Annotated in this window: 22 protein-coding genes; 13 read left to right on the forward strand and 9 right to left on the reverse strand. The window is 74.2% G+C overall.

Going from position 1 to position 23,535, the window contains the following annotated elements; all coding sequences use genetic code 11:
• Positions 1-15: 15 nt before the first annotated feature.
• Positions 16-843: a lysophospholipid acyltransferase family protein gene (locus tag IE99_RS0114435; protein WP_030169738.1), complete on the reverse strand. Its 828-nt coding sequence runs from the start codon at positions 841-843 to the stop codon at positions 16-18.
• A 137-nt stretch (positions 844-980) separates the two neighbouring features.
• Between IE99_RS0114435 and IE99_RS0114440 the strand changes: the two genes are divergently transcribed.
• Entirely contained in the window at positions 981-1,838 is an 858-nt protein-coding gene (locus IE99_RS0114440; protein ID WP_245623205.1) for a hypothetical protein, read from the forward strand.
• A gap of 18 nt (positions 1,839-1,856) precedes the next feature.
• Here the strand turns inward: IE99_RS0114440 and IE99_RS0114445 are convergent, their stop codons facing one another.
• The gene (locus tag IE99_RS0114445; protein ID WP_030169744.1) at positions 1,857-2,534 is read right to left on the reverse strand and encodes a uracil-DNA glycosylase; all 678 of its coding nucleotides are present in this window, start codon (positions 2,532-2,534) and stop codon (positions 1,857-1,859) included.
• A gap of 218 nt (positions 2,535-2,752) precedes the next feature.
• Here IE99_RS0114445 and IE99_RS0114450 point away from each other — a divergent pair, with 218 nt between their 5' ends.
• Positions 2,753-4,243: a WS/DGAT/MGAT family O-acyltransferase gene (locus IE99_RS0114450; RefSeq protein WP_342666221.1), complete on the forward strand. Its 1,491-nt coding sequence runs from the start codon at positions 2,753-2,755 to the stop codon at positions 4,241-4,243.
• Here the strand turns inward: IE99_RS0114450 and IE99_RS0114455 are convergent.
• The 4 genes from IE99_RS0114455 to lpdA form a co-directional block, all read right to left on the reverse strand.
• The gene (locus tag IE99_RS0114455; RefSeq protein WP_051712504.1) at positions 4,212-5,282 is read right to left on the reverse strand and encodes a hypothetical protein; all 1,071 of its coding nucleotides are present in this window, start codon (positions 5,280-5,282) and stop codon (positions 4,212-4,214) included. The genes IE99_RS0114450 and IE99_RS0114455 overlap by 32 nt on opposite strands.
• Positions 5,283-5,286: 4 nt before the next feature.
• Complete coding sequence (locus tag IE99_RS0114460; RefSeq protein WP_030169755.1) at positions 5,287-6,069, reverse strand: tyrosine-protein phosphatase; 783 nt, start codon at positions 6,067-6,069, stop codon at positions 5,287-5,289.
• Positions 6,070-6,096: 27 nt separating this feature from the next.
• On the reverse strand, positions 6,097-6,948 hold the full coding sequence (gene ddaH, locus IE99_RS0114465; RefSeq protein ID WP_245623208.1) for a dimethylargininase: 852 nt from the start codon (positions 6,946-6,948) through the stop codon (positions 6,097-6,099).
• A gap of 193 nt (positions 6,949-7,141) precedes the next feature.
• The gene (lpdA, locus tag IE99_RS0114470; RefSeq protein ID WP_030169762.1) at positions 7,142-8,545 is read right to left on the reverse strand and encodes a dihydrolipoyl dehydrogenase; all 1,404 of its coding nucleotides are present in this window, start codon (positions 8,543-8,545) and stop codon (positions 7,142-7,144) included.
• 124 nt (positions 8,546-8,669) lie between these two features.
• Between lpdA and IE99_RS0114475 the strand changes: the two genes are divergently transcribed.
• The 3 genes from IE99_RS0114475 to IE99_RS0114485 all read left to right on the forward strand — a co-directional run bounded on the left by IE99_RS0114475 (position 8,670) and on the right by IE99_RS0114485 (position 11,180).
• Positions 8,670-9,110 carry a hypothetical protein gene (locus tag IE99_RS0114475; protein ID WP_030169765.1) on the forward strand — a complete coding sequence of 147 codons (441 nt, stop codon included), beginning with the start codon at positions 8,670-8,672 and terminating at the stop codon, positions 9,108-9,110.
• Between the two features lie 9 nt (positions 9,111-9,119).
• The gene (gene galT, locus IE99_RS0114480; RefSeq protein ID WP_030169768.1) at positions 9,120-10,115 is read left to right on the forward strand and encodes a galactose-1-phosphate uridylyltransferase; all 996 of its coding nucleotides are present in this window, start codon (positions 9,120-9,122) and stop codon (positions 10,113-10,115) included.
• 141 nt (positions 10,116-10,256) lie between these two features.
• Positions 10,257-11,180, forward strand: a complete 924-nt coding sequence (locus tag IE99_RS0114485; RefSeq protein WP_030169771.1) for a WD40 repeat domain-containing protein — start codon at positions 10,257-10,259, stop codon at positions 11,178-11,180.
• Between the two features lie 51 nt (positions 11,181-11,231).
• On the opposite strand, the gene IE99_RS32405 is transcribed toward IE99_RS0114485, so the two are convergent.
• Entirely contained in the window at positions 11,232-11,375 is a 144-nt protein-coding gene (locus tag IE99_RS32405) for a hypothetical protein (protein WP_169744429.1), read from the reverse strand.
• Positions 11,376-11,593: 218 nt separating this feature from the next.
• On the opposite strand from IE99_RS32405, the gene IE99_RS0114495 reads away from it, so the two are divergent.
• Both IE99_RS0114495 and IE99_RS0114500 read left to right on the forward strand, forming a co-directional pair.
• The gene (locus IE99_RS0114495; protein ID WP_030169774.1) at positions 11,594-12,115 is read left to right on the forward strand and encodes a riboflavin biosynthesis intermediates N-glycosidase; all 522 of its coding nucleotides are present in this window, start codon (positions 11,594-11,596) and stop codon (positions 12,113-12,115) included.
• A 40-nt stretch (positions 12,116-12,155) separates the two neighbouring features.
• Complete coding sequence (locus IE99_RS0114500; protein WP_030169777.1) at positions 12,156-12,527, forward strand: phage holin family protein; 372 nt, start codon at positions 12,156-12,158, stop codon at positions 12,525-12,527.
• On the opposite strand, the gene IE99_RS0114505 is transcribed toward IE99_RS0114500, so the two are convergent.
• Positions 12,508-13,233 (reverse strand): LmeA family phospholipid-binding protein, encoded by a 726-nt coding sequence (locus IE99_RS0114505; protein ID WP_030169780.1) that lies wholly within the window; start codon positions 13,231-13,233, stop codon positions 12,508-12,510. The genes IE99_RS0114500 and IE99_RS0114505 overlap by 20 nt on opposite strands.
• Positions 13,234-13,317: 84 nt before the next feature.
• Here IE99_RS0114505 and IE99_RS0114510 point away from each other — a divergent pair, with 84 nt between their 5' ends.
• The 4 genes from IE99_RS0114510 to IE99_RS0114525 are packed head-to-tail and all read left to right on the forward strand — an operon-like array spanning position 13,318 to position 19,308.
• Positions 13,318-15,708, forward strand: a complete 2,391-nt coding sequence (locus IE99_RS0114510; protein ID WP_051712505.1) for an FHA domain-containing protein — start codon at positions 13,318-13,320, stop codon at positions 15,706-15,708.
• Positions 15,709-15,740: 32 nt separating this feature from the next.
• A complete protein-coding gene (locus IE99_RS0114515; protein WP_030169785.1) occupies positions 15,741-16,280 on the forward strand; it encodes a (2Fe-2S)-binding protein in 540 nt (179 codons plus the stop codon).
• Complete coding sequence (locus IE99_RS0114520) at positions 16,277-17,254, forward strand: FAD binding domain-containing protein (RefSeq protein ID WP_030169787.1); 978 nt, start codon at positions 16,277-16,279, stop codon at positions 17,252-17,254. The genes IE99_RS0114515 and IE99_RS0114520 overlap by 4 nt, the downstream gene beginning before the upstream one ends.
• On the forward strand, positions 17,251-19,308 hold the full coding sequence (locus IE99_RS0114525; protein ID WP_030169790.1) for a xanthine dehydrogenase family protein molybdopterin-binding subunit: 2,058 nt from the start codon (positions 17,251-17,253) through the stop codon (positions 19,306-19,308). Before IE99_RS0114520 ends, IE99_RS0114525 begins: the two co-directional genes overlap by 4 nt.
• On the opposite strand, the gene IE99_RS0114530 is transcribed toward IE99_RS0114525, so the two are convergent.
• Positions 19,277-21,007 carry a bifunctional copper resistance protein CopD/cytochrome c oxidase assembly protein gene (locus tag IE99_RS0114530; RefSeq protein WP_051712506.1) on the reverse strand — a complete coding sequence of 577 codons (1,731 nt, stop codon included), beginning with the start codon at positions 21,005-21,007 and terminating at the stop codon, positions 19,277-19,279. The two genes, IE99_RS0114525 and IE99_RS0114530, sit on opposite strands and share 32 nt — an antisense overlap.
• 56 nt (positions 21,008-21,063) lie before the next feature.
• Between IE99_RS0114530 and IE99_RS0114535 the strand changes: the two genes are divergently transcribed.
• Both IE99_RS0114535 and IE99_RS0114540 read left to right on the forward strand, forming a co-directional pair.
• Entirely contained in the window at positions 21,064-22,128 is a 1,065-nt protein-coding gene (locus tag IE99_RS0114535; protein WP_051712507.1) for an ADP-ribosylglycohydrolase family protein, read from the forward strand.
• 8 nt (positions 22,129-22,136) lie between these two features.
• A complete protein-coding gene (locus IE99_RS0114540) occupies positions 22,137-23,534 on the forward strand; it encodes an SPFH domain-containing protein (protein ID WP_037559386.1) in 1,398 nt (465 codons plus the stop codon).
• The last annotated feature ends 1 nt before the right edge of the window (position 23,535 follow it).

A 23,535-nucleotide genomic window follows, 5' to 3' on the forward strand; every position in this document is an offset into this window, starting at 1 on the left:
GGTGCGATCGGCGCCTTACTCCTTGGCGTCCTCGACGGCGGCCGTCGGCGGGATCTTCGCGGCCTGCTCGGCCTTGGCGGCCTCGCGGGCGGCGCGGGCGGCCGCGCGGGCCTGCGCCTCCTCGGCGTCGAGCTTGGCGGCCTCCTCCGGCGTCGGCGCGGAGCCGCCCAGGTAGGCGGGCTGCCACCAGGACTCCTCCGGTGCCGGTGTGTCCGGGTACTCGCGCTGCGCCTTCTCCAGCAGCTCCGACATCCGGGCGTGCAGCTCCGCCGTGACGGCCTCGTAGTCGTCGCCGCGCTTGGGGTACAAGGGCTCGCCGACGAGGATGGTGACCGGCACACCGCGCTGGAGCAGCCGCCGCTTGCGGCCCTTCGTCCACAGCCGCTGCGGCCCCCACAGCGCGACCGGGACGAGCGGCACGTTCGCCGCGACGGCCATCCGGACGGCGCCGCTCTTGATCTCCTTCACCGTGAACGACCGGCTGATCGTCGCCTCGGCGAAGACCCCGATGACCTCGCCGCCGCGCAGCGCCTTCAGCGCCGCCGCGTACGAGGAGGCGCCCGCGTTGCGGTCGACGGGGATGTGGTGCATCCCGCGCATCAGCGGCCCGGCGATCTTGTTGTCGAAGATCTCCTTCTTCGCCATGAACCGCACCAGCCGGCCGGCCGGGTGGGCGCCGAGGCCCGCGAAGATGAAGTCGAGGTAGCTGACGTGGTTGCTGACGAGCACCGCTCCGCCGGTGGCGGGGATCCGATCGGTCCCCTCCAGACGGAACGTGATGTTCAGGAGCCTGAACATGCCCTTGGCCGCCTTGATCACAGGGGGATACACGTATTCGGACATGGCAGCACCGTACTTGAGCGACGCCGTGATCAGCGAGCGCGCCCCGGAGGATCCGGATGGATCGCACAACCGGTCCGGACTCTGAGAAGGTGGGAGCGTGAGATCGGCGAGCTCCCCGCCGAGGAAGGAGGATGTGCATGGAACCGTTGGACGCGGCCGCGGACGTGCACGCGCTCATCCGCGACGTGCTCCCCGCGCTGGCGCCCAGCGCCTGGTTCGACGCCGGAACGTCCGAGGTCGTCCTGCCCGTCGGCGGCTCGGAGGCGCGCGCCTCCAGCTGGACCGCGCTGGAGCGCTGCGCGCGCGAGCCGCGCGCCGCCTGGCCCGGGGTCGTGGACGCGTGGCTCCGCGAGGTCACCGACCGGGCGTTCCTCGCGGTCGGTGAGATGGAGCTGTTCGGCGACGTCCGGGAGCTGCTGCGGCTGCGGATCGTGCCGAAGCTCGCGCCGCACGACCGGGAGGGCCTCGTCGTGGTCCCGGCCGGTGACCACTTCGACGCGATGGTGATGATCGAGCACCCCCGCTACGGCGGCCCCCTCACCAAGGCCCGCGCCGGGCTGCTCGGCCTGCACAAGCTCGGCTATGTGATGACGAACACGCACGACCGTGAGCTCGCCGACGTCGAGGTCCGCGACCAGCCGCTGCTGCCGGGGCGGAACGTCCGGGTGGTGACGAAGCCGGGCAGCCGGTACGTGTCGGCGCTGCTCAGCGAGGTCGACCAGTTCCTGCCCGCCCCCAACGAGCACGGCGCCCTCGTCGGCGTCCCGTGCCACAGCACGCTGCTGCTGTACCCGGTCAGGAGCGCGGCCGTCCGCGAGGTGCTGCCGGTGTTCGCCGACGTCGTCCGCGAGATGCACGCCGACGCCGCCGACCCGTGCGCGCCGGGCGTCTACTGGAGCCACGGCGAGCGGCGGCTCACCCCGCTGAGCCCGGCCGCGGCGCTGGGCGGCTCGGACGAGTTCGCCCTCCTCCTGCGCCGCCTCCCCCGGGAGTAGCGCCCGGCCGGCCGCCGGTCAGGGCAGCTTCCAGTCGACCGGGGCCGCGCCCTGCCGCTCCAGCAGCTCGTTGGCGCGGCTGAAGGGCCGGGAGCCGAAGAACCCGCGGTCGGCCGACATGGGGCTCGGGTGCGCGGACTCGACGCAGGGGACGCCGCCGAGCAGCGGCTTGAGGTCGCGGGCGTCCCGGCCCCACAGGATCGCGACGAGCGGCCCGCCGCGGGCCGCGAGTGCGCGGATGGCCTGCTCGGTGACCTCCTCCCAGCCCTTGCCGCGGTGCGAGCCGGGTTTGCCGGGCATGACGGTCAGCGCCCGGTTCAGCAGCAGGACGCCCTGCCGCGTCCAGGGCGTGAGGTCGCCGGTGGACGGCTGCGGGTGGCCGAGGTCGGCGCAGTACTCGCGGAAGATGTTGACGAGGCTGCCGGGCAGGGGCCGGACGTCCGGGGCGACGGAGAAGCTGAGGCCGACCGCGTGCCCGGGGGTCGGGTACGGGTCCTGCCCGACGACGAGGACGCGGACGTCGTCGAACGGCTGGTGGAAGGCGCGCAGGATGTCCTTCCCGGCGGGGAGGTAGCGCCGGCCGGCGGCGATCTCGGCGCGCAGCCAGTCGCCGGCGGCGGCGATCGTCCCGGCCACCGGTTCGAGGGCCTTCGCCCAGCCCGCCTCGACGATCTCCGGGAGCGGTCGTGCCGTCATGGCGCCCCACCCTAGCGACGCCGCCGGACGTTCACGGCCTTGATCTCCGATGTGAAGTTTTCTGACCACATCAGGACGGAAGAAGGGCGAAAATTCTTCCCGATTCTCGGATCTTGCAGATGACGGAGGTGCAACGGCCCGTTAAGTCCCTGTTACTTCCTGACAGCTCACGTTGACCTACTGCGAAGTACCGCATAACTCCTAGGAGGGAACGGCACGTGAAGGACGAGCTGACGGGACCCGACATGAGCCAGCTGACCACCGTGGACGCGACCTTCCTCAACGCGGAGACGGGGGCTAACCACGCCCACATCGCCGGACTCGGCATCGTCGACGCCTCCTCCTGCCCCGGCGGGCGGCTCACCCCCGCCCTCGTGGCGGACCTCGTCCGCCGCCGCGCGCACCTCGCCGCCCGGCCGCTGCGGCAGCGGCTGGTGCAGGTCCCGCTCGGGCTCGACCACCCGTACTGGGAGGACGATCCCGGCTTCGCGCCCGAACGGCACATCAGCGAGATCGAGCTGCCCGCGCCGGGCACGGAGCGGCAGCTCGCCGACACCGTCGGGAGGCTGCACGAGCAGCCGCTCGACCGGTCGCGCCCGCTGTGGGAGATGGTCATCGTCCACGGCCTGGAGGGCGGCCGCACCGCCGTCTACGTGAAGGTCCACCACGCCGCGATCGACGGCGTGATGGCCGCCGAGACCCTGGCCGCGCTGCTCGACCTTTCGCCCGAACCGCGCGAGGTGCCCGACGACGACGGCACCGAGACCCGCGCGCCCGGCGCCGTCCAGATGCTCGGCACCGGGCTGCTGAAGGCGGCGCTGCACCCCGTCCGCACCGCCGTGTCCATGGCCCGCACCGCGCCGCACCTCGACGAGATCCCGGGCATCGCGTCCCTGCCCGGCATCGGGGTCATGTCGGCGTTCATGCACGGCGCGCTGCGCCGCCCGGAGCTGCCGCCGGTGCCCCGCCCGAGCGCCCCGCCGACCTCCTTCAACCTGCCGATCGGCCGGCGCCGCGCGGTCGCCTGCGGCGAGCTTCCGCTGGACGCCGTCAAGGAGATCCGCGGGGCCCTCGGCGGCAGCGTCAACGACGTCGTGATGGCGCTGTGCGCGACCGCGCTGCGGCAGTGGCTCGACAAGCGCGGCGAGCTGGAGGACGGCCCCCTCGTCGCGGGCGTGCCCGTCTCGCTGCGCCGCGACGGCGGGAGCGGCGAGGGCGCCAACCAGGTCTCGGTGATGACCGCCCCGCTCGCCGTGCACGTGGCCGACCCCGCGCGGCGCTACGCCGCCGTGCGGGCCGACATGGACGCCGTGAAGCGCCGGTTCGTCGCCTCGTCCGGCTCGTGGCTCCACGAGATCAGCGCGATGGTCCCCGCGCCGCTCGCCGGGGCCGTCGTCCGGTTCGCGCTGCAGGCCGCCCCCTCGTTCTCGCTGCGCCCGATCAACCTGATCGTCTCGAACGTGCCGGGCCCGCAGTTCCCGCTCTACCTGTGCGGGGCGCGGCTGCTCGCCTACCACCCGATCTCGGTCATCACCGACGTGAGCGGCGGCCTCAACATCACGGTGTTCTCCTACGACGGCAAGCTGGACGTCGGTGTCGTCGCCTGCCGCGACCTCGTGCCCGAGCCGTCCGAGGTGATCGACCACCTCGTCGACGCGCTGGACGAGCTGCTCGCGCTCAGCCGCGAGACGGCCGCCGCGCCGACCTGATCCCGAGCCCCCGCCGGTGCCGCCACGCCAGCTCCAGCGCGGCGGCACCGGCCGGCTGCATGCGCTCGGGAACCGTCCCCTCGAAGGGGGCGAGCGCGACGTCGCCCTCCTCGTTGACCGCCACCAGATCGCCGAAGAGCCGCGCGAACGCCTCGTCCCGGACGACGACGACCGTGAGCAGGTCGACGGCGAACGACAGGGGGTCGACGCCCAGGCCGAGGAACCAGGCGCGCAGCTCACCGCGCCCTCGTGCCGCGGTGAGCTCGCGGTGCCACGGCCACTCGTCCTGGACGAACCCCTCGCCGTAGTCCTCGCCCCGGCCGAGAAGCTCCTCGGCGTACTCACGGACCATGCAGCGCCACAGGTCGAGGTCGTCCCGCTCGCCGGCCGGCGGCTCGGACGCGCCGGCCGGCTGGAACGCGCCGACCGGCATCACGTGCCGGAGCCCGCCGCCGTGCGCGACCCTCGCCGCGTCCCGGTGGTGGAGCACGTACGTGCCGGACGTCGTGACCGTCAGCGTCGTCACGGCGGTGAGCGCGGGCCGCCGCGCCGGGTCGCACGGGTCGCCCACCCGCGCGCGCAGGGCGCCGCCGCCGACGGCGAGTTCGTGCGCGGCGGCCTCGCCGACGTTCACCGCGTCGAAGTAGCGCGCCGGGCCGAAGCGGAGCACGGGCGGGGCGGCGCCGAGCAGCCGGTAGGCGGGGCGGTTCTCGAAGACGCGCGGCGGAGCGAGCGCCGCCATCGCGTCCGCGTACGTGCGGTACCCGGGCGGGAGGCCCCCGGCCGGGCCGGTCACGGCGGGCGGGACGGGCGAGGCGTCCCATTCCAGCCGGATCGACTCCAGCGGCAGGGGACGCGGCGGGATCCAGCCGTCGCGGCACAGCAGCGCCGTCCCCGCGACGCGGGGGACGTCCGGGTACAGGCCGCTCGCCCGCGCGCCGAGCCCGGCCCGGTCGGCGTCGAGCGCGGCCCGGCCGTCCCGCCACTCCCGCTCGGTCGGCGCGGGCTCGGCGTTCGGCGTGAGCTCGGCTTTGGGCATCGGCTCAGCGTAGGGCGGCCAGCAGCCGCTCGACCGTCGGACCGTCCACGTCGAGGCCCTTCTCGACGTAGCCCTCGAACGTTCCGTACCGGCGCTCGGCCTCGTCGAACGCGGCCTCCAGATAGGCGGGACGCTGCTCCAGCAGCGGCCGCAGAAGCTCCGGGTCCTCCATCCGGCCGGACTCCTTCAGGTAGTCCAGCAGGCGGCCGTAGCCCTCCCGGTGGTAGTGGTTCGACCGGAGGTAGTCGTCCATGACGTCCGCGCGGGACACGCCGGCCAGCATGAGGACGATCGCGGCCATCCAGCCCGTCCGGTCCTTGCCGGCGGTGCAGTGGAACACCAGCGGCAGCCGGTCCGCGTCGGCCATCAGCCGGAGCGCCGCCGCGAACCGCTCCCGCTCCCGCGGCTCCCGCACGAAGTCGCGGTTGATGTCGAGGAGCGCGCGCTCGATGCGCCCGCCGCCGAACACCTCCTGCTGGCGCGCCGGGTCGCCGCTCCCGACGACGTCGTAGAACACCTGCAGGCTGCCGGCGCCGACCGGCAGCGACACCAGGGCCGCGCCGGCGGGCAGCCGGGACGGCCCGTGCATCTCGATCTCGTTCGGGCGCCGGAAGTCGACCACCGTCCGGACGGCGGCGAGCCGCGCCAGGTCGCCGTCGCTCAGCCTGCCGAGCGCGTCGGCGCGCAGCAGCCTCCCGGGCGCGATCGCACCCGTGACGGCGCCGAGGTCGCGGACGTTCTCGGCGCCGTCGAGGGCGATATGGCCGTGCTCATCATCGAACCGCATGGGGCAATGATGTCGAATGCGGGTGAATCAGGGGTATCGGAGTTCGAGCGTGCAGCACTTCGGCCCGCCGCCCGCCTTGCGCAGCTCGGACATGTCCACCGGGACCGGCTCGTAGCCGTGCCCGGCGAGGGTCGCGATCAGGTCCGTCGCCTCCGCGTTGATGACGACGTGCCTGCCGTCGCACACCGCGTTCAGCCCGAGGACGGCCGCGTCCCGCTCGCCGGCGACGACCGCGTCCGGGAACAGCCGCTCCAGCACCGCGCGGCTTCCCGGCGAGAACGCCTCCGGGTAGTAGGCGACGTTGTCGCCGCCGAGCGCGAACAGCGCCGTGTCGAGGTGGTAGAAGCGCGGGTCGACCAGCCGGAGCGTCACGACCGGGCGGCCGAGGAACTCCTGCGCCTCCTGGTGGGCGGCCACCCGCGTCCGGAACCCGGTCCCGGCGAGGATGACCTCGTCCATGGTGAGGAAGTCGCCCTCGCCCTCGTTGGTGTGCTCGGCGTCGAGCACCTCGCCGAATCCGTTCGCCCGCAGCCACGCCGCGTACGCGGGGCCCTCGGCGTGCCGCTCGGGGTGGGTGAACCGCGCCCCGTACACGCGCCCGCCGACGACGAGCGCCCCGTTGGCCGCGAACACCATGTCGGGCAGGCCCGCGATCGGGTCGATCAGGCTGACCTCGTGCCCCAGCCCCGCGTACGCGGACCGCAGGGCCTCCCATTGCCGGACGGCCTCGTCCCGGTCGGCGCCGGCCGACGGGTCCATCCAGGGGTTGATCGAGTAGGTCACGGCGAAATGCTCGGGACGGCACATCAGGTAGTGCCGCTTCAGCCCGGTGCGGGCGGTGGGCGCGGTGCTCGCGGTGCTCGACTCCATCGTCGGCATGACGGACATACGGTTCTCCAGAACGCGGTGAGGGGACACCCGAGATCGTAGGAAGGGCCGAGCCCGCGATCCATTACGCGATCTTGCGCTGACCAGGTGTTCCGTTGCGCGTTCGGAGCGATCGCCGACGATTCGTTGCGCACCGCCCGAGAGCCGTGGCGCGCCCCGCCCCGGGGCGCGCCGCGGGCCCGGATCACATGTTGATCATGTGGCCGGCGAGGCCGTGCACGGCCTCCTTGACGGCCTCGCCCAGCGTCGGGTGCGCGTGGATGTTGCGCGCCACCTCGTGGACGGTCAGGTCCCACTGCTGGGCCAGCGTCAGCTGCGGCAGCAGCTCGGTGACCTCCGGGCCGATCATGTGCGCGCCGAGCAGCTCGCCGTACTTCGCGTCGCTGATCACCTTGACGAAGCCGTCGCCCTCGCCCATGCCCAGCGCCTTGCCGTTCGCGCTGTAGGGGAACTTCGCGACCTTGACGTCGAAGCCCTGCTCCCTCGCCTGCGCCTCCGTCCAGCCGAAGCTGGCGACCTGCGGCTGGCAGTACGTGGCGCGCGGGATCATCACGTACTCGATCTCCATCGTCTCCTCGTCCGCGATGGTCTCGGCGGCGACGATCCCCATCGCCTCGGCGGCGTGCGCGAGCATCAGCTTCGCGGTCACGTCGCCGATCGCGTAGATGTGGGGGACGGAGGTGCGGCAGCGGCCGTCGATGTCGATCGCGCCGCGCTCGGTCAGCGCCACGCCGGTCTTCTCCAGCCCGTAGCCCTCGACGTTCGGCTGGAACCCGATCGCCTGGAGCACCTTGTCCGCCTCCAGGACCTGCTGCGCGCCGTCCTTGCCGGTGACGGTCACCTTCACCTTGTCGCCCGAGTCGTCGATGGAGTCGACCCGTGTCGAGGTGAGGACGTCGACGCCGAGCTTGCGGTACCGCTTGGCGAGCTCCTTGGAGATGTCGGCGTCCTCGTTCGGGACCATCCGGTCGAGGAACTCGACGATCGTGACCTTCACGCCGTAGTTGTGCAGGACGTACGCGAACTCGACGCCGATCGCGCCGGCGCCCGCGATGACGATGCTCTCCGGCAGGTCCTCGCTGAGGATCTGCTCCTCGTAGGTGACGACCCGCTCCGACAGCGACGTGCCGGGCAGCAGCTTCGTGCGCGCGCCCGCGGCGATGATGCAGCTGTCGAACGTGACGGTCTCGGTGGAGCCGTCGGCCTTCGCGACCTGGATCGTGTTCGGGTCGGTGAACGTGCCCCGGCCGTCGAACGAGGTGATCTTGTTCTTCTTCATCAGGAACTGGACGCCCTTGACGAGCTTGTCCGAGACCTGGCGGCTGCGCCGGAACGCCTCTCCGTAGTCGAAGGACACCGTGCCCTCGACCTTGATGCCGTACGTCTTCTGCTCCCGCGTGAAGATGTGCGCCAGCTCCGCGTTGCGCAGCAGCGCCTTCGACGGGATGCAGCCGACGTTGAGGCATACGCCGCCCCAGTACTTCTCCTCGACGATCGCCGTTTTCAGCCCGAGCTGTGCCGACCGGATCGCGGCGACATATCCACCCGGGCCCGCGCCCAGGACCACGACGTCAAAGTGATTGCTCATATCCAGTGACGATATTCGTCGGCGCCCCGTCCTCGCATCCCGAGACGCATTCCGGGCACGGAAGGACCGGCCGCCGTCACGTAGTGTCAGAGCCCGGCCCACCGAGCGGAGGAGGAGAAGGCGAGTGCGGATTCCCAGGCGCGTCAACACCGTCCTGGACTGGACAGAGGAGCATTTCGGCGCACTCGCGGTGGTCGTGATGCTGACGGTCGTCGCGGTGGTCGCGCTGCTCGCGCCCACCCGGATCGGGCTGCCGGTCGCGGCCTTCATCCTCGGCCTCGCCGGCGGCGGCTTCCTCATCCACCTGCGGATGAGCCGCCGGATCGCCCGCGTCCGCCGCGAGGCCGACGACCTGCTCCGCGAGAACGGCGCGCTCCGGCACCGCAACACCGTCCTGCTGAGCGGCGTCATCACGCGCGAGGCGCAGGAGACCCAGGCCCTCGTCTCGATCCCCGACGACGAGGCGGAGGCCGCGCTGCTCGTCGGCGGCGACCTCCAGCCCACCACCACCCTCCCCGAGCTGCCGGACGAGGTGGTCGCGGGCGACACCGAGCGTGACCGCTAGGCCGCCCGCGTGAACGTCACGCGCGCGCGCCTGTCGGACGGACGCGAGATCGTCTACTACGACGAGGCGCCCGGCCGGGTCCCCGTCCCTGACCCGCGCGGCCTGCCGCCCGCCGCGGCGCGCTGTGAGATCCGCCACGATCCGCTGACCGGCGACCCCGTCACGATCACCGCGCACCGCAACGCCCGCACGTTCCTGCCGCCGCCCGACCGGTGCCCGCTGTGCCCCGGCGGCCCCGCGTCCGAGGTCCCCGACCCCGGCTACGACGTCGCGGTGTTCGAGAACCGCTTCCCGTCCTTCGCGGGACCGGGCTGCTGCGAGGTCGTCTGCTTCACCGACGAGCACGGGGCGTCCGTCGCGCGGCTGCCCGCCCGCCGCGTCCGGACGATCATCGACGCGTGGGCCGACCGCACCGCCGCGCTCTCCGCGCTCCCCGGCGTGGCGCAGGTCTACCCGTTCGAGAACCGGGGCGTCGAGATCGGCGTGACCCTGCACCATCCGCACGGCCAGATCTACGCCTACCCGTACGTCACCCCCCGCACCGGGCGGATGCTCGACATGGCCGCGCGGCACGGCGGCGACCTGTTCGCCGGCGTCCTGGCCGCCGAGCGGGCGGGCGGCCGTGTCGTCCTGCACGGCGAGCACTGGACCGCCTACGTCCCGGCCGCCGCCCGCTGGCCCGTCGAGGTGCACCTGATGCCGCACCGCCACGTTCCGGACATGGCCGCCCTCACCGCCCCCGAACGCGACGAGCTGGCCGTCCTCTACCCCGACCTCCTGAGGCGCTGCGACGCCCTGGACGACGCCCCGCTGCCGTACGTCGCGGCCTGGCACCAGGCCCCGGTGGGCGAGGGCCGCGACCTGATCCGCCTCCATCTGCAGCTCTTCTCGATCCGCCGCGCCCCCGGCAAGATCAAGTACCTGGCCGGCTCGGAGTCGGGCATGGCCGCGTGGATCAACGACGTCCCCCCGGAGGACACCGCCGCCCGCCTCGCCGCCGGCTGACCGCCCGCGTCCGGACGGATCGCGCCGCCGGGCGCATATGTCCCTCCTCATGGCGGTTCGCGCAGGTGGCGGGCGGGACGCGGCCCACCGGTTTCGCCGACTTCCGGAACGATCTGAGGTCGCTGCCTTACGCTCCGTCACGTGCCGGAGAGCGTGCGCGCGGCGCTGATCGCGCCCGGACCCTTCGACGGCGTCACCGCGGCGGCCGCGGGGCGGCCGCTGGTGTTCGCCGTGCGCACCGATCCCGGCGGCACCACCGGCCGGGTGTGGGACGCCGCGTCCGGCGTGGCGATCGGCGCGCCGATCGCCGGCGTCCCCGAGCCGCGGGCGTTCGGCCTCCTGCCGGACGGCCCCGCGCTGGCCTGGAGCCACCGCGACCGCATCCGCGTCCTCGCGGGCGGGGGCGAGACCGTCCTCGAGCCCGAGCGCGCCACCCCGCCTGAGCTGATCGGCCTGGTCGTCCACGGCGGGCGGGGGGCGGTCGCCGCCGTGTTCGGGCCCGCGCGCGACGCCGAGGTGGTCGTGTGGGACGCCGCGTCCGGTGACCGGCTGGCCGCGTTCGGGGCGTGGCTCGGCGACCGCACGGCCCTGGACGGCTGGATCCTGCACGCCCCGCCCGGAACCGGCCCGCTCATCGGCCTGGCCCGCGACACCGACCGCGGCGACGGCGCCCTCCGCATCGGCCTCTGGGACGTGGAGCGCGGCGAGGAGATCGGCCGGGTCCCGGGGGCGGGCGACGGCCGGCCCGCGATCGCGGCGGGCCCGGACGGCCCGATCATCGTGCAGCCCGCAGACGGGGAGGTGTCCGTCCGGGCGCCGGGCGGGCCGCCCGCGGTGCTCGCCGCCCCCGGGCGGCCCGAGCAGGTCGCCGCCGTCTGGTGCGGAGGCCGCCTCCTTGTCGCCGCCGATGTTCCCGACGATCCCGGCACCCTGCTGACCTGGTGTGCTCCCGGCCCGACCCGGGCGCGCCGCGTCCGGGTGCCCGGAAGGGTCAACGACTTCGCGCTCGCCGCCGACGGCGCCTTGGTCGTCGCCACCGACGAGGGCCTCCACCGGATCCCGTGAAACGCCGAGGGCCCGATCCTCACCGGATCGGGCCCTCGGCGGATTCGCCGTTCAGCGCGTGGCGAGCTCGTCCTCGCTCAGGGACCCCTCCGCCTCGGCGGTGCCCGCGGCCTGCTCGGCCTCGGTGTCCGCCGGCCGCCGCGAGGGCCAGACGTCGAGCTTGGTGCGACGAGGGTTCGCCAGGGCAGTGTCCATGTCCGCTGATCTCCTCCTGTGACTCACGATCGACGGACGCCGGGCCTCCTGCGCATCCGGTCCGCCGGGGATGCAGATTGTCCCCGATGACCCCACCGGTACCGCAAAATGGTCTAGACCGCACCCGTCTTGCAACCGAACAACAACCCCACCGGCACCTTCATTCCCCGCCCCGAAATCCGGTGGCCGGACGGGCGGCCGTCTGGGAGCGTCGGGGCATGGACGTCGCCGAACTGATCCGCCTGCAGGACGCGGGCACACCCATCAAGTTCCTGTTCTTCTGGGGGCATCGCAAGCCCGGCCCCGGCTATCTCAGCCAGTGGTACCCGTCGCCCTTCACCGTGGACGGTGTGACCTACGCCACCGCCGAGCACTACATGATGGCGGGCAAGGCGCGCCTGTTCGGCGACGGGGAGACCGCCGAGAAGATCATCGCGGCGTCCCATCCGAACGAGGTCAAGGCCCTGGGCCGCCGCGTCCGGGGCTTCGAGGAGGACGTCTGGGCGGCGAACCGCGCGTCCATCGTCGTCGAGGGCAATATCGCAAAGTTCTCCCAGAACCCGGAGATGGGCGCCTATCTGACGGGCAGCGGCGGACGCGTCCTCGTCGAGGCGAGCCCCCTCGACCGTATCTGGGGCATCGGCCTCGCGGCGGACGATCCGCGCGCCGGGCGTCCACGGGAGTGGCGCGGCGAGAACCTGCTGGGCTTCGCGCTCATGGCCGTCCGCGACCGTCTCTGAAGCGGGGAATCCTTCGGCATCGGACGGGTAAAGGACCGGCATGGGTGAGAAGGCGGCGGCGGTCCGGGACGACCCGGTCGAGCAGAACCTGCTGCTGGTCCGGCAGATCGTGGAGGCCGCGCAGCAGGAGATGGTGGAGAAGGCGAGGCGGCGCGTCCCCGCGCTGAGGATGGGCGTGGTCGCGGGGGCGCTGGGCGCGATGGCGACGGCGGCGACCTATCGGATGAACGTCGTGCTGCTGGAGAAGAAGCTCCCGCCCGAGCTGGCGTCGTTCGTGGCGGCCATGGCCTACGGCGGCGGAGCCGGCGCGGCCGCGATGGCGGCGTCCCGGAAGTGGAAGGGCCTCCCGGCCCCCCTGCCGACCCGGACCGCCCGCCAGGTCGCGGAGATCCTCACCGACTCGGATCGGTGAATCTGACCTTCCGGCCGGTGACGCGGAGGCCGATGCCGTCCTTGGAGACGGTCAGGCCCTGGAACGCGAGGCCCAGGGGGAGGCGCCCCACCGGGACGGTGAAGTCGAGGGTGTCGGTCAGCTCCTCCAGGCCGAATCCCTCGATGGACACCGGACGCACCCGGATGCTGTTCCCCTCCTTGGTGACGCTCGCGACGGCGTTCGCGGTCGTGATGCCGAGATCGACCTTGGCTCGGACGCGGTTCGGGCCGTCGGCGGTCAGCTCCAGGGCCGGGTTGCCGCCGGCGGCGGCGAGGTCCTTGAAACTGACGAAGGCTTTGCCGTCCAGGGAGCCGAGGGTGCCGCTCTCGAAGGTCCAGCCGTCGACGGTCACATCGCGGGCGCGCACTTCGAGGCTGCTGATGCGCAGGGGTCCGACCCGGATATCGGACGAACTGAGCCGGACATCTCCGAAATGGCGGGACGCGACCTGGGTGAGAAAGGGGAATCCCTTGATCGTCACCTTCGGTTCGGCCGGAAATCCCTGATTCCTGATCTCGGACGCCATCGTGCGCTGAGCGTACGAGAGCGCGGCACGGTCCAGTACCGCCAGCCCCAACGGCACCAGGATCACCAGCGCGAGGACGACGAGCGACCACCGCGGCCTCCGGCGCCGGGGCAGGCGGTCCTCGCGTGTGACGGTCGCCGCTCCGGGCGGGTTCGCCATGCTCCCCACTCAATTGCGGGCGGAGCCGGCTGTCAACGCCGGGGGCCGGGGACAATTCGCTTTCCAGCCTTTACACTCCGGACCATGACGGCCGGGCCTTCAGCCGAATCCCTCGCCGCACCCGTGCTCGTCGTCCGGACGCGGAACGGCGTCCACCGGCTGCGGGCCGGCGGCGCGTACCGGATCGGGCGCGATCCCGCGTCCGACATCGTGCTGGCCGACCCGCGCGTGTCCTGGTGGCACGCGGTGCTGAAGACCGGTCCCGGCGGCTGGGTCCTCGAGGACGCGGGCAGCAGCAACGGCACGTTCTGCGCGGGCCGCCGCGTCGAGCGGATGCCGATCGACGGCGAGCGCACGTTCAGCCTCGGCCATTCGACCGCCGGGGAGCCGCTCTCCTGCGCCCCGGCGCGGCCGGAACCGGCCGCGCCGGCCCGGGCGCGACCGCCCGTGACCGCTCCGCCGCCGGATCCGGCCGGCGCGGTGGGCGCCCGGCGGGTCGCGGGGCCGCGGGTCGACCGGAACCCGAGCCAGATCATCCGGGTCGCGCCGCGCACGCTGCGGATCGGGCGGGCGGCCGACAACGACGTGGTCGTGGCCGACCTGGCCGTGTCGCGGCACCACGCGGAGCTGCGCGGCGCCGGTCCCGGGCGGTACCGCATCGTCGACGTCGGCAGCCACAACGGGACGTTCGTCAACGGCGTCCGCGTGCAGCACGCCGAGCTGTCCGAGACGGACCTGGTCGGCATCGGGAACGCCACGTTCCGGCTGGTGGGCGACGAGCTCCGCGAGTTCGTCGACACCGGCGACGTGTCGGTGCAGGTGCAGGAGCTGACCGTCCGGACGCCGGAGGGCAAGGTCATCCTGGACGGGGTGGGCTTCCCGATCGCGGAGCGCTCCCTCGTCGGGGTGATCGGGCCGAGCGGGGCGGGCAAGTCCACGCTGCTCGGGGCCGTCACGGGGATGCGCCCGGCGACGGAGGGGACGGTCGTGTACGACGGCCGCGACCTGTACGCCGCCTACGACGAGCTGCGGCACCGGATCGGGCTCGTCCCGCAGGACGACATCCTGCACGCGCAGCTCGCGACGCGGCAGGCGCTGCTGTACGCGGCGGAGCTGAGGTTCCCGGGCGACACGCGGCGGGAGGAGCGCGAGCAGCGGGTCGACGAGGTCCTGGCCGAGCTGGGCCTCACGCCGCACGCCCGCACCCGCATCGACCGGCTGTCGGGCGGGCAGCGCAAGCGGGTCAGCGTGGCGCTGGAGCTGCTGACGAAGCCGTCGCTGCTGTTCCTGGACGAGCCGACGTCCGGCCTCGACCCCGGCCTGGACAAGACCGTCATGGAGATGCTGCGCGACCTGGCGCACGACGGCCGGACGGTCATCGTCGTCACGCACAGCGTCGCGAACCTGGACACCTGCGACCGGCTGCTGGTGCTGGTGCCGGGCGGGCGGCTGGCCTACTACGGCCCGCCCGCCGAGGGCCTGGCGCACTTCGGGAAGCGGACGTGGGCGGAGGTGTTCCAGGCGTTCGACCGCGAACCGGACCGCGACTGGGCGGCCGAGTTCCGGGCGTCGCCGCGGTTCGCGAAGTACGTCACGAGCGGCCTGTACGGGGAGGGCGGCCCGACCGACGCACGGCCGCCCGCTCCGCCGCCGCGGCGCCAGTCGCGGCTCGCGCAGCTCGGCACGCTCTGCCGCCGGTACCTGTCGGTGATCGCGTCCGACCGCAGCTATCTGGTGCTGCTCGGCGTGATGCCGCTGATCCTGGGCGGGCTGATCGCCGCGATCCCGGCGCCGAAGGGGCTCGTGGCGGCGCCCGGCGGCAATGTGGACGCCGCGTCGAAGCTGATGGTGATGGCGTTCGCGGCGTGCTTCGCCGGGACGGGCAACGCCGTCCGGGAGCTCGTGAAGGAGCGCACGATCTACGCGCGGGAGCGGGCGGCGGGGCTGTCGGCGGGCGTGTACCTGATGTCGAAGCTGCTGGTCCTCGGCGTGATCACCGCCCTGCAGGCGGTCGTGATCGTGGCGATCGGGACGGTCGGGGTCGCGCTGCCGGAGCGGGGCGCGTTCACGATCCCGCACGTGGAGCTGATCCTGGCGATGGCGCTGCTCGGCGTCGTGTCGATGGCGATGGGCCTGCTCGTGTCGTCGTCGGTGAACAGCTCGGAGAAGACGCTGCCGCTGCTGATCGTCCTGTCGATGGCGCAGCTCGTGCTGTCGGGTGGGCTGGTGCGGCTGGCGGGGCTGGTCGGGCTGGAGCAGTTCGCGTGGCTGTCGCCGTCCCGCTGGGGGTTCGGCGCGGCGGCCGCCACCGTCGACCTCGACACGATCTACCCGCACGAGGGCGCCGCCGACCCGCTGTGGAAGAACACGGCGGTCGCGTGGGGCACGGACATGGCGATCCTCGCCGTCCTGGGGCTGCTGTTCGCGGCGGCGGCCTGGTACCGGCTCTACCGGCTGAGGCCCCGCCGACGCTGACTCAACCGCGACGATCGGGGTAGACCGCCGCCATGAACAGCGTGCCCGCGGACGGCCCGGACCCCGTCCGCGCCGAGATCACCCTGACCGTGAACGGCTCCGAGCACCGGCTCGGGATCGACACCCGCGCGTCCCTGCTCGACACCCTCCGGGAGGACCTCGGGCTGACCGGCGCCAAGAAGGGCTGCGACCACGGGCAGTGCGGCGCGTGCACCGTCCTGCTGGACGGCCGGCGGGTGAACGCGTGCCTGGCGCTCGCGGTCGCGCACGACGGCGCGGACGTCGTGACCGTGGAGGGGCTGGCGCGGGACGGGCGGCCGACCCGGCTGCAGGAGGCGTTCCTCGCGCACGACGCGCTCCAGTGCGGCTACTGCACCCCCGGCCAGCTGTGCTCCGCGACCGCCGTGCTGGACGAGCTGGGCCGCGGCCTGCCGAGCGCCGCCACCCCGGACCCGGCGGCCGAGCCCGTGCCGGACGACGCCGAGATCCGGGAGCGGATGAGCGGCAACCTGTGCCGCTGCGGCGCGTACGCCGGGATCGTCGCGGCCGTCCGGGAGGCGGCCCGCGCATGAGGCCGTTCACCTACGCGCGCGCGGCCACCGAGGACGAGGCGGTCGCCGCCTGCACCGACGGCGCCGCGTACCTCGGCGGCGGGACGAACCTCGTCGACCTGATGCGGCTCGGCGTGGCGGAGCCGGCGCGGCTCGTGGACGTCGCGCACCTCGGCCACGACCGGATCGAGCGGCGCGCCGACGGCGGCCTGCGGATCGGCGCGGCCGTCACCAACGGCGACCTCGCGGCCGACCGGACGGTCCGGGCGGAGTTCCCGCTGCTGGCGCAGGCCGTCCTGGCGGGGGCGTCGGGCCAGATCCGCAATCTCGCGACGGTGGGCGGCAACCTGCTGCAGCGGACCCGCTGCGCCTACTTCCAGGACGTCACGAAGCCCTGCAACAAGCGCGAACCGGGCAGCGGCTGCCCGGCCCGCGAGGGCGAGCACCGCAACCTCGCGATCCTCGGGCACTCGGCGGGGTGCGTGGCGACCCACCCGTCCGACATGGCGGTCGCGCTCGCCGCGCTGGACGCGGAGGTCCGCGTCCGGGGGCGCGAGGGGACCCGGACGATCCCGTTCGGCGACCTGCACCGGCTCCCGGGCACCGCACCCGAGCGGGACACGTGCCTCGAACCGGGCGACCTCATCACGGCGGTGGAGGTGCCGCCGCTGCGGATGCCGTCCCGCTTCCGGAAGGCGCGCGAGCGGGCCTCGTTCGCGTTCGCGCTGGTGTCGATCGCGGCGGCGCTCCGCACGGACGTCCCGGGCGGCACCGTCACCGACGTCCGGATCGCGCTGGGCGGCGTCGCGCACCGGCCGTGGCGCGCCCGCCGCGCCGAGGAGCGGCTGCGCGGCGCCCGCGCGTCGGGCGAGGCGTTCCTGCGGGCGGCGGAGGCGGAACTGGAGGCCGCGGAGCCGCTCCGCGACAACGGCTACAAGGTGCCCCTGGCCCGCAACCTGATCGTCCGGACGCTGTCGGGGCTGGTGGCCCCTTGACGGACCGGCTGGAGGGGTGGGAGAAGGTCACCGGGGCGGCGCGGTACGCCTACGAGTACCCCCTGGAGAACGTCGCGTACCTGGCGGCCGTGCAGGCGACGGTGGCGCGCGGCGAGATCCTGGCCGTGGACGCGGAGGCGGCGCTGGGGATGCCGGGCGTCCTCGCGGTCCTGTCGGGCGGGAACGCGCCGCGGCTGGCGCCCGTGGACGACGGTGAGCTGGCGGTGCTCCAGTCGCGGCGCGTGGCGTACCGGGGGCAGTTCGTCGCCGCGGTGATCGCGGAGACGCCGGAGACGGCGGCCGAGGCGGCCCGGCACGTGCGCGTGGAGTACGCGCCCGAGGCGGCCGATGTCCTGCTCCGCGCCGACCACGAGGGCCTGTACGCGCCGGAGAAGGTCAACGGCGGGTTCCCGGCCGACACGGAGTCGGGCGATCCCGACGCGGCGTTCGCGGCCTCCGCCGTCCGGGTGGACGCGACCTACACGACGCCCGCCGAGCACAACAACCCGATGGAGCCGCACACCACCGTCGCGCTGTGGGAGGACGACGGGACGCTCGTCCTCTACGACTCCAACCAGGGGCCGTCCGCGGTCCAGAGCACCCTGGCCGAGGTGTTCGGGCTGGAACCCGCGCAGGTGCGGGTGATCTCCGAGCATGTCGGCGGCGGGTTCGGGTCGAAGGGCACCCCCCGGCCGAACGTCGTGCTCGCGGCGATGGCGGCGCGCGTCACCGGCCGCCCGGTGAAGTTCGCGGTCCCCCGGCGGCAGATGTGGGCGACGACCGGGTACCGGACGCCGACGATCCAGCGCGTCCGGCTCGGCGCCGGCCTCGACGGGCGGCTCGACGCGGTGATCCACGAGGTGGTCGCGCAGACGTCCGCCGTCCGGGAGTTCGCCGAGCAGGCGGCCGTCCCGGCGCGCATGATGTACCGGGCGGCGAATCGCCGCACGCGGCACCGGATCGTCCGGCTGGACGTGCCGTCGCCGTCGTGGATGCGGGCGCCCGGCGAGACGCCCGGCATGTTCGCGCTGGAGTCGGCGATGGACGAGCTCGCCGTCCTGACCGGCGTCGACCCGGTCGAGTTGCGCGTCCGCAACGACGCCCCGGAGGACCCGGAGAGCGGGCTGCCGTTCAGTTCCCGCAACCTCGTGGCGTGCCTGCGGGAGGGCGCCGCGCGGTTCGGCTGGGACGCCCGGGACCCGCGTCCCGGCGTCCGCCGCGAGGGCCGCACGCTGCTCGGCACGGGCGTCGCCGCCGCGACCTATCCGGCGTCGACCCGGCCCGGGGAGGCGGTCGCCCGCGCCGAGCCGGACGGCACGTTCACGGTCCGCGTCGCCGCCGCCGACATCGGCACCGGCGCCCGAACCGCGCTCGCCGTGATCGCCGCGGACGCCCTCAAGACGGACCTGGGCAAGGTCCGGATGGAGATCGGCGACAGCCGGCTGCCGCGCGCGGTGGTCGCGGGCGGGTCGGCGGGGACGTCGAGCTGGGGCACCGCGGTGGTCCGGGCGTGCGAGGCGCTGCTCGTCCGGCTGAACGGGGAGATCCCGCCGGAGGGCGTGGAGGCGCGCGCGTCGACGGCCGACGAGGTGCGCAGCCGGCAGAAGTACGCCCGGCACGCGTTCGGAGCGCACTTCGCCGAGGTCGCGGTGGACCTCGACACCGGCGAGGTGCGGGTGCCGCGCATGCTCGGCGTGTTCGCCGCGGGCCGCATCATCAACCCGAAGGCGGCCCGGTCCCAGTTCGTCGGCGGCATGACGATGGGCATCGGCATGGCGCTGCTGGAGGAGTCCATCATGGACGAGGCGTTCGGCGACCACGTCAACCGCGACCTCGCCCAGTATCACGTCCCCACCTGCGCGGACATCCGGAAGATCGACGCGGTGTGGGTGCCGGAGGCCGACCCGCACCTGAATCCGATGGGAGCGAAGGGCATCGGCGAGATCGGGATCGTGGGCGCCGCCGCCGCGATCGCGAACGCCGTCCACCACGCGACCGGCGCCAGGTTCCGCGACCTGCCGATCACTCCCGCCCGCGTCCTCGCCGAACTGTAGCGACGCAGGCCGGCAGGGTGGCGAGGGCGGCGAGCCCGCAGAGCAGCCAGATCCCGAGCCGCTGGTCCTCCGGGAGCGGCGCGCCCCAGGCCCGGCCCAGCGTGCCGTACCAGCCGCCGCCGAAGACCGACCCGGAGCCGGACAGCAGCAGGCCCCCGAGGACGTGCACCGGCAGTGTCGCGAGGGGCCACCATGTCCCGGACGTCGCGGCGAAGAACGCGACGCCGATCGTGAGGAAGCCCGCCAGTGCCACCGAGTGCAGGGCGTGGTTGGACAGCGCCGGGCCGAACAGCGGCGTCAGGTACCAGAGGTACAGGCTCGCGAAGAACAGCGGGACGGCGACGGCGGGGCGGGGGGCGCGGCGCGGCGGCTCCGGCGGAGCGCCCCGCACCAGCAGCAGCGGCCCGAGCACCCCCACCATGACGTGCTGGACGGCGTTCGCGCTGAACAGCACCATGCTGTACCGGGCGAGGCCGCCGCACGTGGCGAGCAGGACGACCGCCAGGCCCGCCGTCCACGCGAGGACGCGCCGCGAGGGCAGGTCGCGGCGTCGCACGGCCCGGACCCCGTACAGCACGGCCCCGGCGCCGACCAGCACGGCGAACAGCGGGTCGAACCACCGGCCCGGCAGCAGGGACGAGACGCCGGGCGGGCCGGGCAGCGGGAAGCCGAGCCGCAGCGTGACCGCGTCCAGCGTGCCGGGCGCGACCTCGGGCGGCGGGGTGCGCGCCAGCCCGGTCGCGAGCGCCATCGTCGCCGCCATGACGATGATCTCGGCGGCGGCGAGCCGCGCCAACCCCCCGCCCGGCAGCGCCGGGATCGTCCGGCGCCGGTGCCACCAGCCCATGGCGCCCAGCACGGCGAACGCCACCGCCTTCGCGGCGACCAGCGCTCCGTACCGGGAATCGAGGTGGACGCCGCCGAGCCGGATCCACGCCTGCACGGCGCCGCTCACCCCGACGACGGCGAACGCGACCAGCGCGAGGGTGCTGTAGCGGGCCGCGACGCCGGGCAGCCGGTCCCGGACGTCCGGTGCCAGCAGCACCAGGGCGACGAGCCCGCCGGCCCACAGCGCGGCGCCCGCGACGTGCGCGGCGAGGCTGTGCACGGCGAGCGCGTGGTGCGCGCTCCCGGCGGCGTGGCCGGTGAACAGCGGGGGCAGCAGCCCGGCGAGCGCGCACAGCAGCAGGTGCCCCGGGCGGTGCTCGGCGGCCGGCAGCCGCGCCGCGACCGCGAGCGCCGCCGCGACCGCGATGACGAGGACCAGCGCCCGGCCCTGCGGGAGGTCGGCGGCGAACGTCCGCAGCAGGCCGCCGGTGACGCCGGTGAGGGCGGGGACGCCGAACAGGTCCGACACCGAGAACGCCATCAGCGTCAGCGCGCACAGCGCCCAGCCGAGCGCGGCGCGCGCCGCGGCCCGCAGGCAGCGGCGGGTCGCCGCCGGAGCCCCGGGGACCAGCACGGCCGCCGCGGCCAGCCATCCCACCGTGAGGGCGGACGTGACGTGCACGCCGAGCCGCGCGATCGCGAGGCCGGTTTTGGTCACCGCGTCCGCCTGCGTCAGCCCCGGCACCGCGGACGGGCTCAGCGCGCCGCCGAGCCGCACCACCAGCATCAGGACGATCAGGGCGAGGGCCAGCGCGCACGCCGCGACGGCGGGCCGGTCGGTGCGGGGCGCCCGGCGGGCGGGAGTGGCCACGCCCGTGATACGGGAACGGCGCGGCCCCGGGTTCAGCGAGCACTAGGGTATCCCGCATGCCGGACCTCCCCCCGCGTCCCGACCCCGGCCGGCTGCTCGGCTGCCTGCTCGGCGGTGCGATCGGCGACGCCCTCGGCGCGCCCGTCGAGGGCTACTCCCTCGACCGGATCCGCGCCCTGCACGGGCCGTCCGGGCTCACCGGGTTCAGCGCCGAACGGTTCGGCGCGGGCGCGATCACGGACGACACGCAGCTGACGATGTTCACCGCGTACGCGCTCGTCCGGGCGGCGGAGCGGGCGCGCACCCGGGGGTTCGGCGGCTCGCACCTCGTCCTGCTGCAGCTGGCGTACCTCACCTGGCTGCGCGGCCAGGGCGAGACGTTCCCCGAGATGGACGTGCACGGGGGCGGCTGGCTGGAGGCGGAGACCGCGCTGATGACGCGGCGCGGGCCGGGGCGCAGCACGATCGCGGCGCTGCACCGGGTCGCCGAGCAGACGTTCCGGGGGGCGCCGTTCGGCACGGTCGAGCATCCGGTGAACGACTCCAAGGGCTGCGGCGGGGTGATGCGGGCCGCGCCGTGCGGGTTCCCGCTGCCCGACCCCGACGACACGTTCCGGCTGGGCTGCGACATGGCCGCGCTGACCCACGGCCACCCGAGCGGGTACCTGCCGGCGGGCGTCCAGGCGACCGTGGTCTGGGCGCTGCTGCGCGGCGCGGACCTCCCGGACGCCATCGACACCGCCCGGACGCTCCTCGTCCGCCGTCCCGGGCACGAGGAGACGGCCGAGGCGCTGGACGCGGCCGTCGACCTGTCCTGGAAGAGCGGCCCGCCGACGGCGGAGCGGCTCTCGACACTCGGCGCCGGCTGGATCGGGCCGGAGGCGCTCGCGATCGCCGTGTACGTCGCGCTGACCGTTCCGCCGGGCGAGCGCGCGGGGCGGGACGGCCTGGTCCTCGCCGTCAACCACGCGGGCGACAGCGACTCGACCGGCGCGATCACCGGCGGCATCCTCGGCGCCGCCTACGGCCCCCACGTATTCCCGGCGCGGTGGCGGGAGGGGGTGGAGGTCGCCTCCGCGATCGCCCGCCTCGCCGCCGAGTGCACCGCCGAGTTCTGTTGAGGAGCGAGATGACGAATTCCCCCCAGGGCAACACCTATCTCGAGAAGGTCGTCGCGCAGCAGGCCGTGCTGGAGGACGACCTGCGGTCCCGGCGGGCCGCCGCGCCGGCCATGGCCGCTCCCGGCGGGCCGCCGCCGCCCGGCCCCCTCGCCAAGCGCGCCCGCGCGCTGACGCCCGCCGAAGGCCCGGCCCCCGGCCCCGTCGACGTGCGGATCAGCGGCTTCTGGCGGTGGAAGAACGTGCTCGTCCCGCCGAACGCGTTCGTCGTCCACACGCGGCGCGGCCGCACCGAGCCGCTCCACATCGGCCTCGGCGTCTCGTTCCGGTTCAACCCGTCGACGGACTCGTTCCTCGTCGTCCCGGGCGCCACCCAGACCATCCTGATCAACGCGTACTGCATCTGCCGGGAGCTGCAGGGCGTGCTCGTCCAGGGCTACGTCCAGTGGATCATCCAGGACTTCGGCACCGCCTACCGCAAGCTCGACTTCAGCGACGCCGACGACCCGATGCGCCTGGTGAACCTCCAGCTCCGCGAGCAGGCCGAGGCCGCGATCAAGGACAAGGTGTCCACGATGGGCGTCCAGGAGGTCCTGTCGGACAAGCAGCCCATCATCGAGGAGCTGACGGCCCGGCTCCGCGCCGTCGCCGAGGGCGCCGAGGGCGGTGACCAGGGACTCGGCCTCCGCATCGTCACCGTCCAGATCAAGGAGGCGGTGGTCAGCTCGTCCCGCCTCTGGGAGAACCTCCAGAAGCCGTACCGCGCCGAGCAGGGGCAGATCGCCCGGCTCGCCGAGCTGGAGGCCGAGGAGGCGATCTCCCGGCGCGAGATGGCCGCCGCCCGCCTCAAGGAGACGCAGCGCCTGGAGCACGAGCGTGAGCTCGCCGAGCTTCGCGCCCGCAACGAGTCGCAGCTGTTCGACACCGAGGCCGTCGAGAAGCTCCGCCGCACCAAGCGGGAGCACGACGACAGCCGCGAGGTCGCCGAGATGCAGACCGAGACGACGCTGCACGCCCTCCGCATGGAGCGCGAGCGCCACGCCGAGGAGGCCGAGACGGGACGCCTCCGCATCGAGCGCGAGCAGGAGCTCAAGCGCCTGGAGCTGGACGGCGAACTCGCGCTCGCGGACGCCCGCGCCCGGTCCCGGCACGAGCACGCCCTCCTCGACCTGGACCGCGACCGGATCCGCGCCGCCCTGGAGAACGACCGCAGCCCGGCCGCCGTCCAGACCCGCCTCATCGGCGCCCTGCCCGAGATCATGGCCCGGCTCCCGAAGCCGGACGAGCTCCGCACCGTCACCGTCGGCGGCGCCGACCAGACGTCGGTCGCGGGGCTCCTCACCCAGCTGACCGCCGTGATCGCCGCGCTGAGGAGCGCCGCGGAGGCGGGCGGGCCGGACCGGCGCTGAC

Origin of the sequence: Spirillospora albida (assembly GCF_000718255.1) — a bacterium.
Lineage (GTDB): Bacteria > Actinomycetota > Actinomycetes > Streptosporangiales > Streptosporangiaceae > Spirillospora > Spirillospora albida.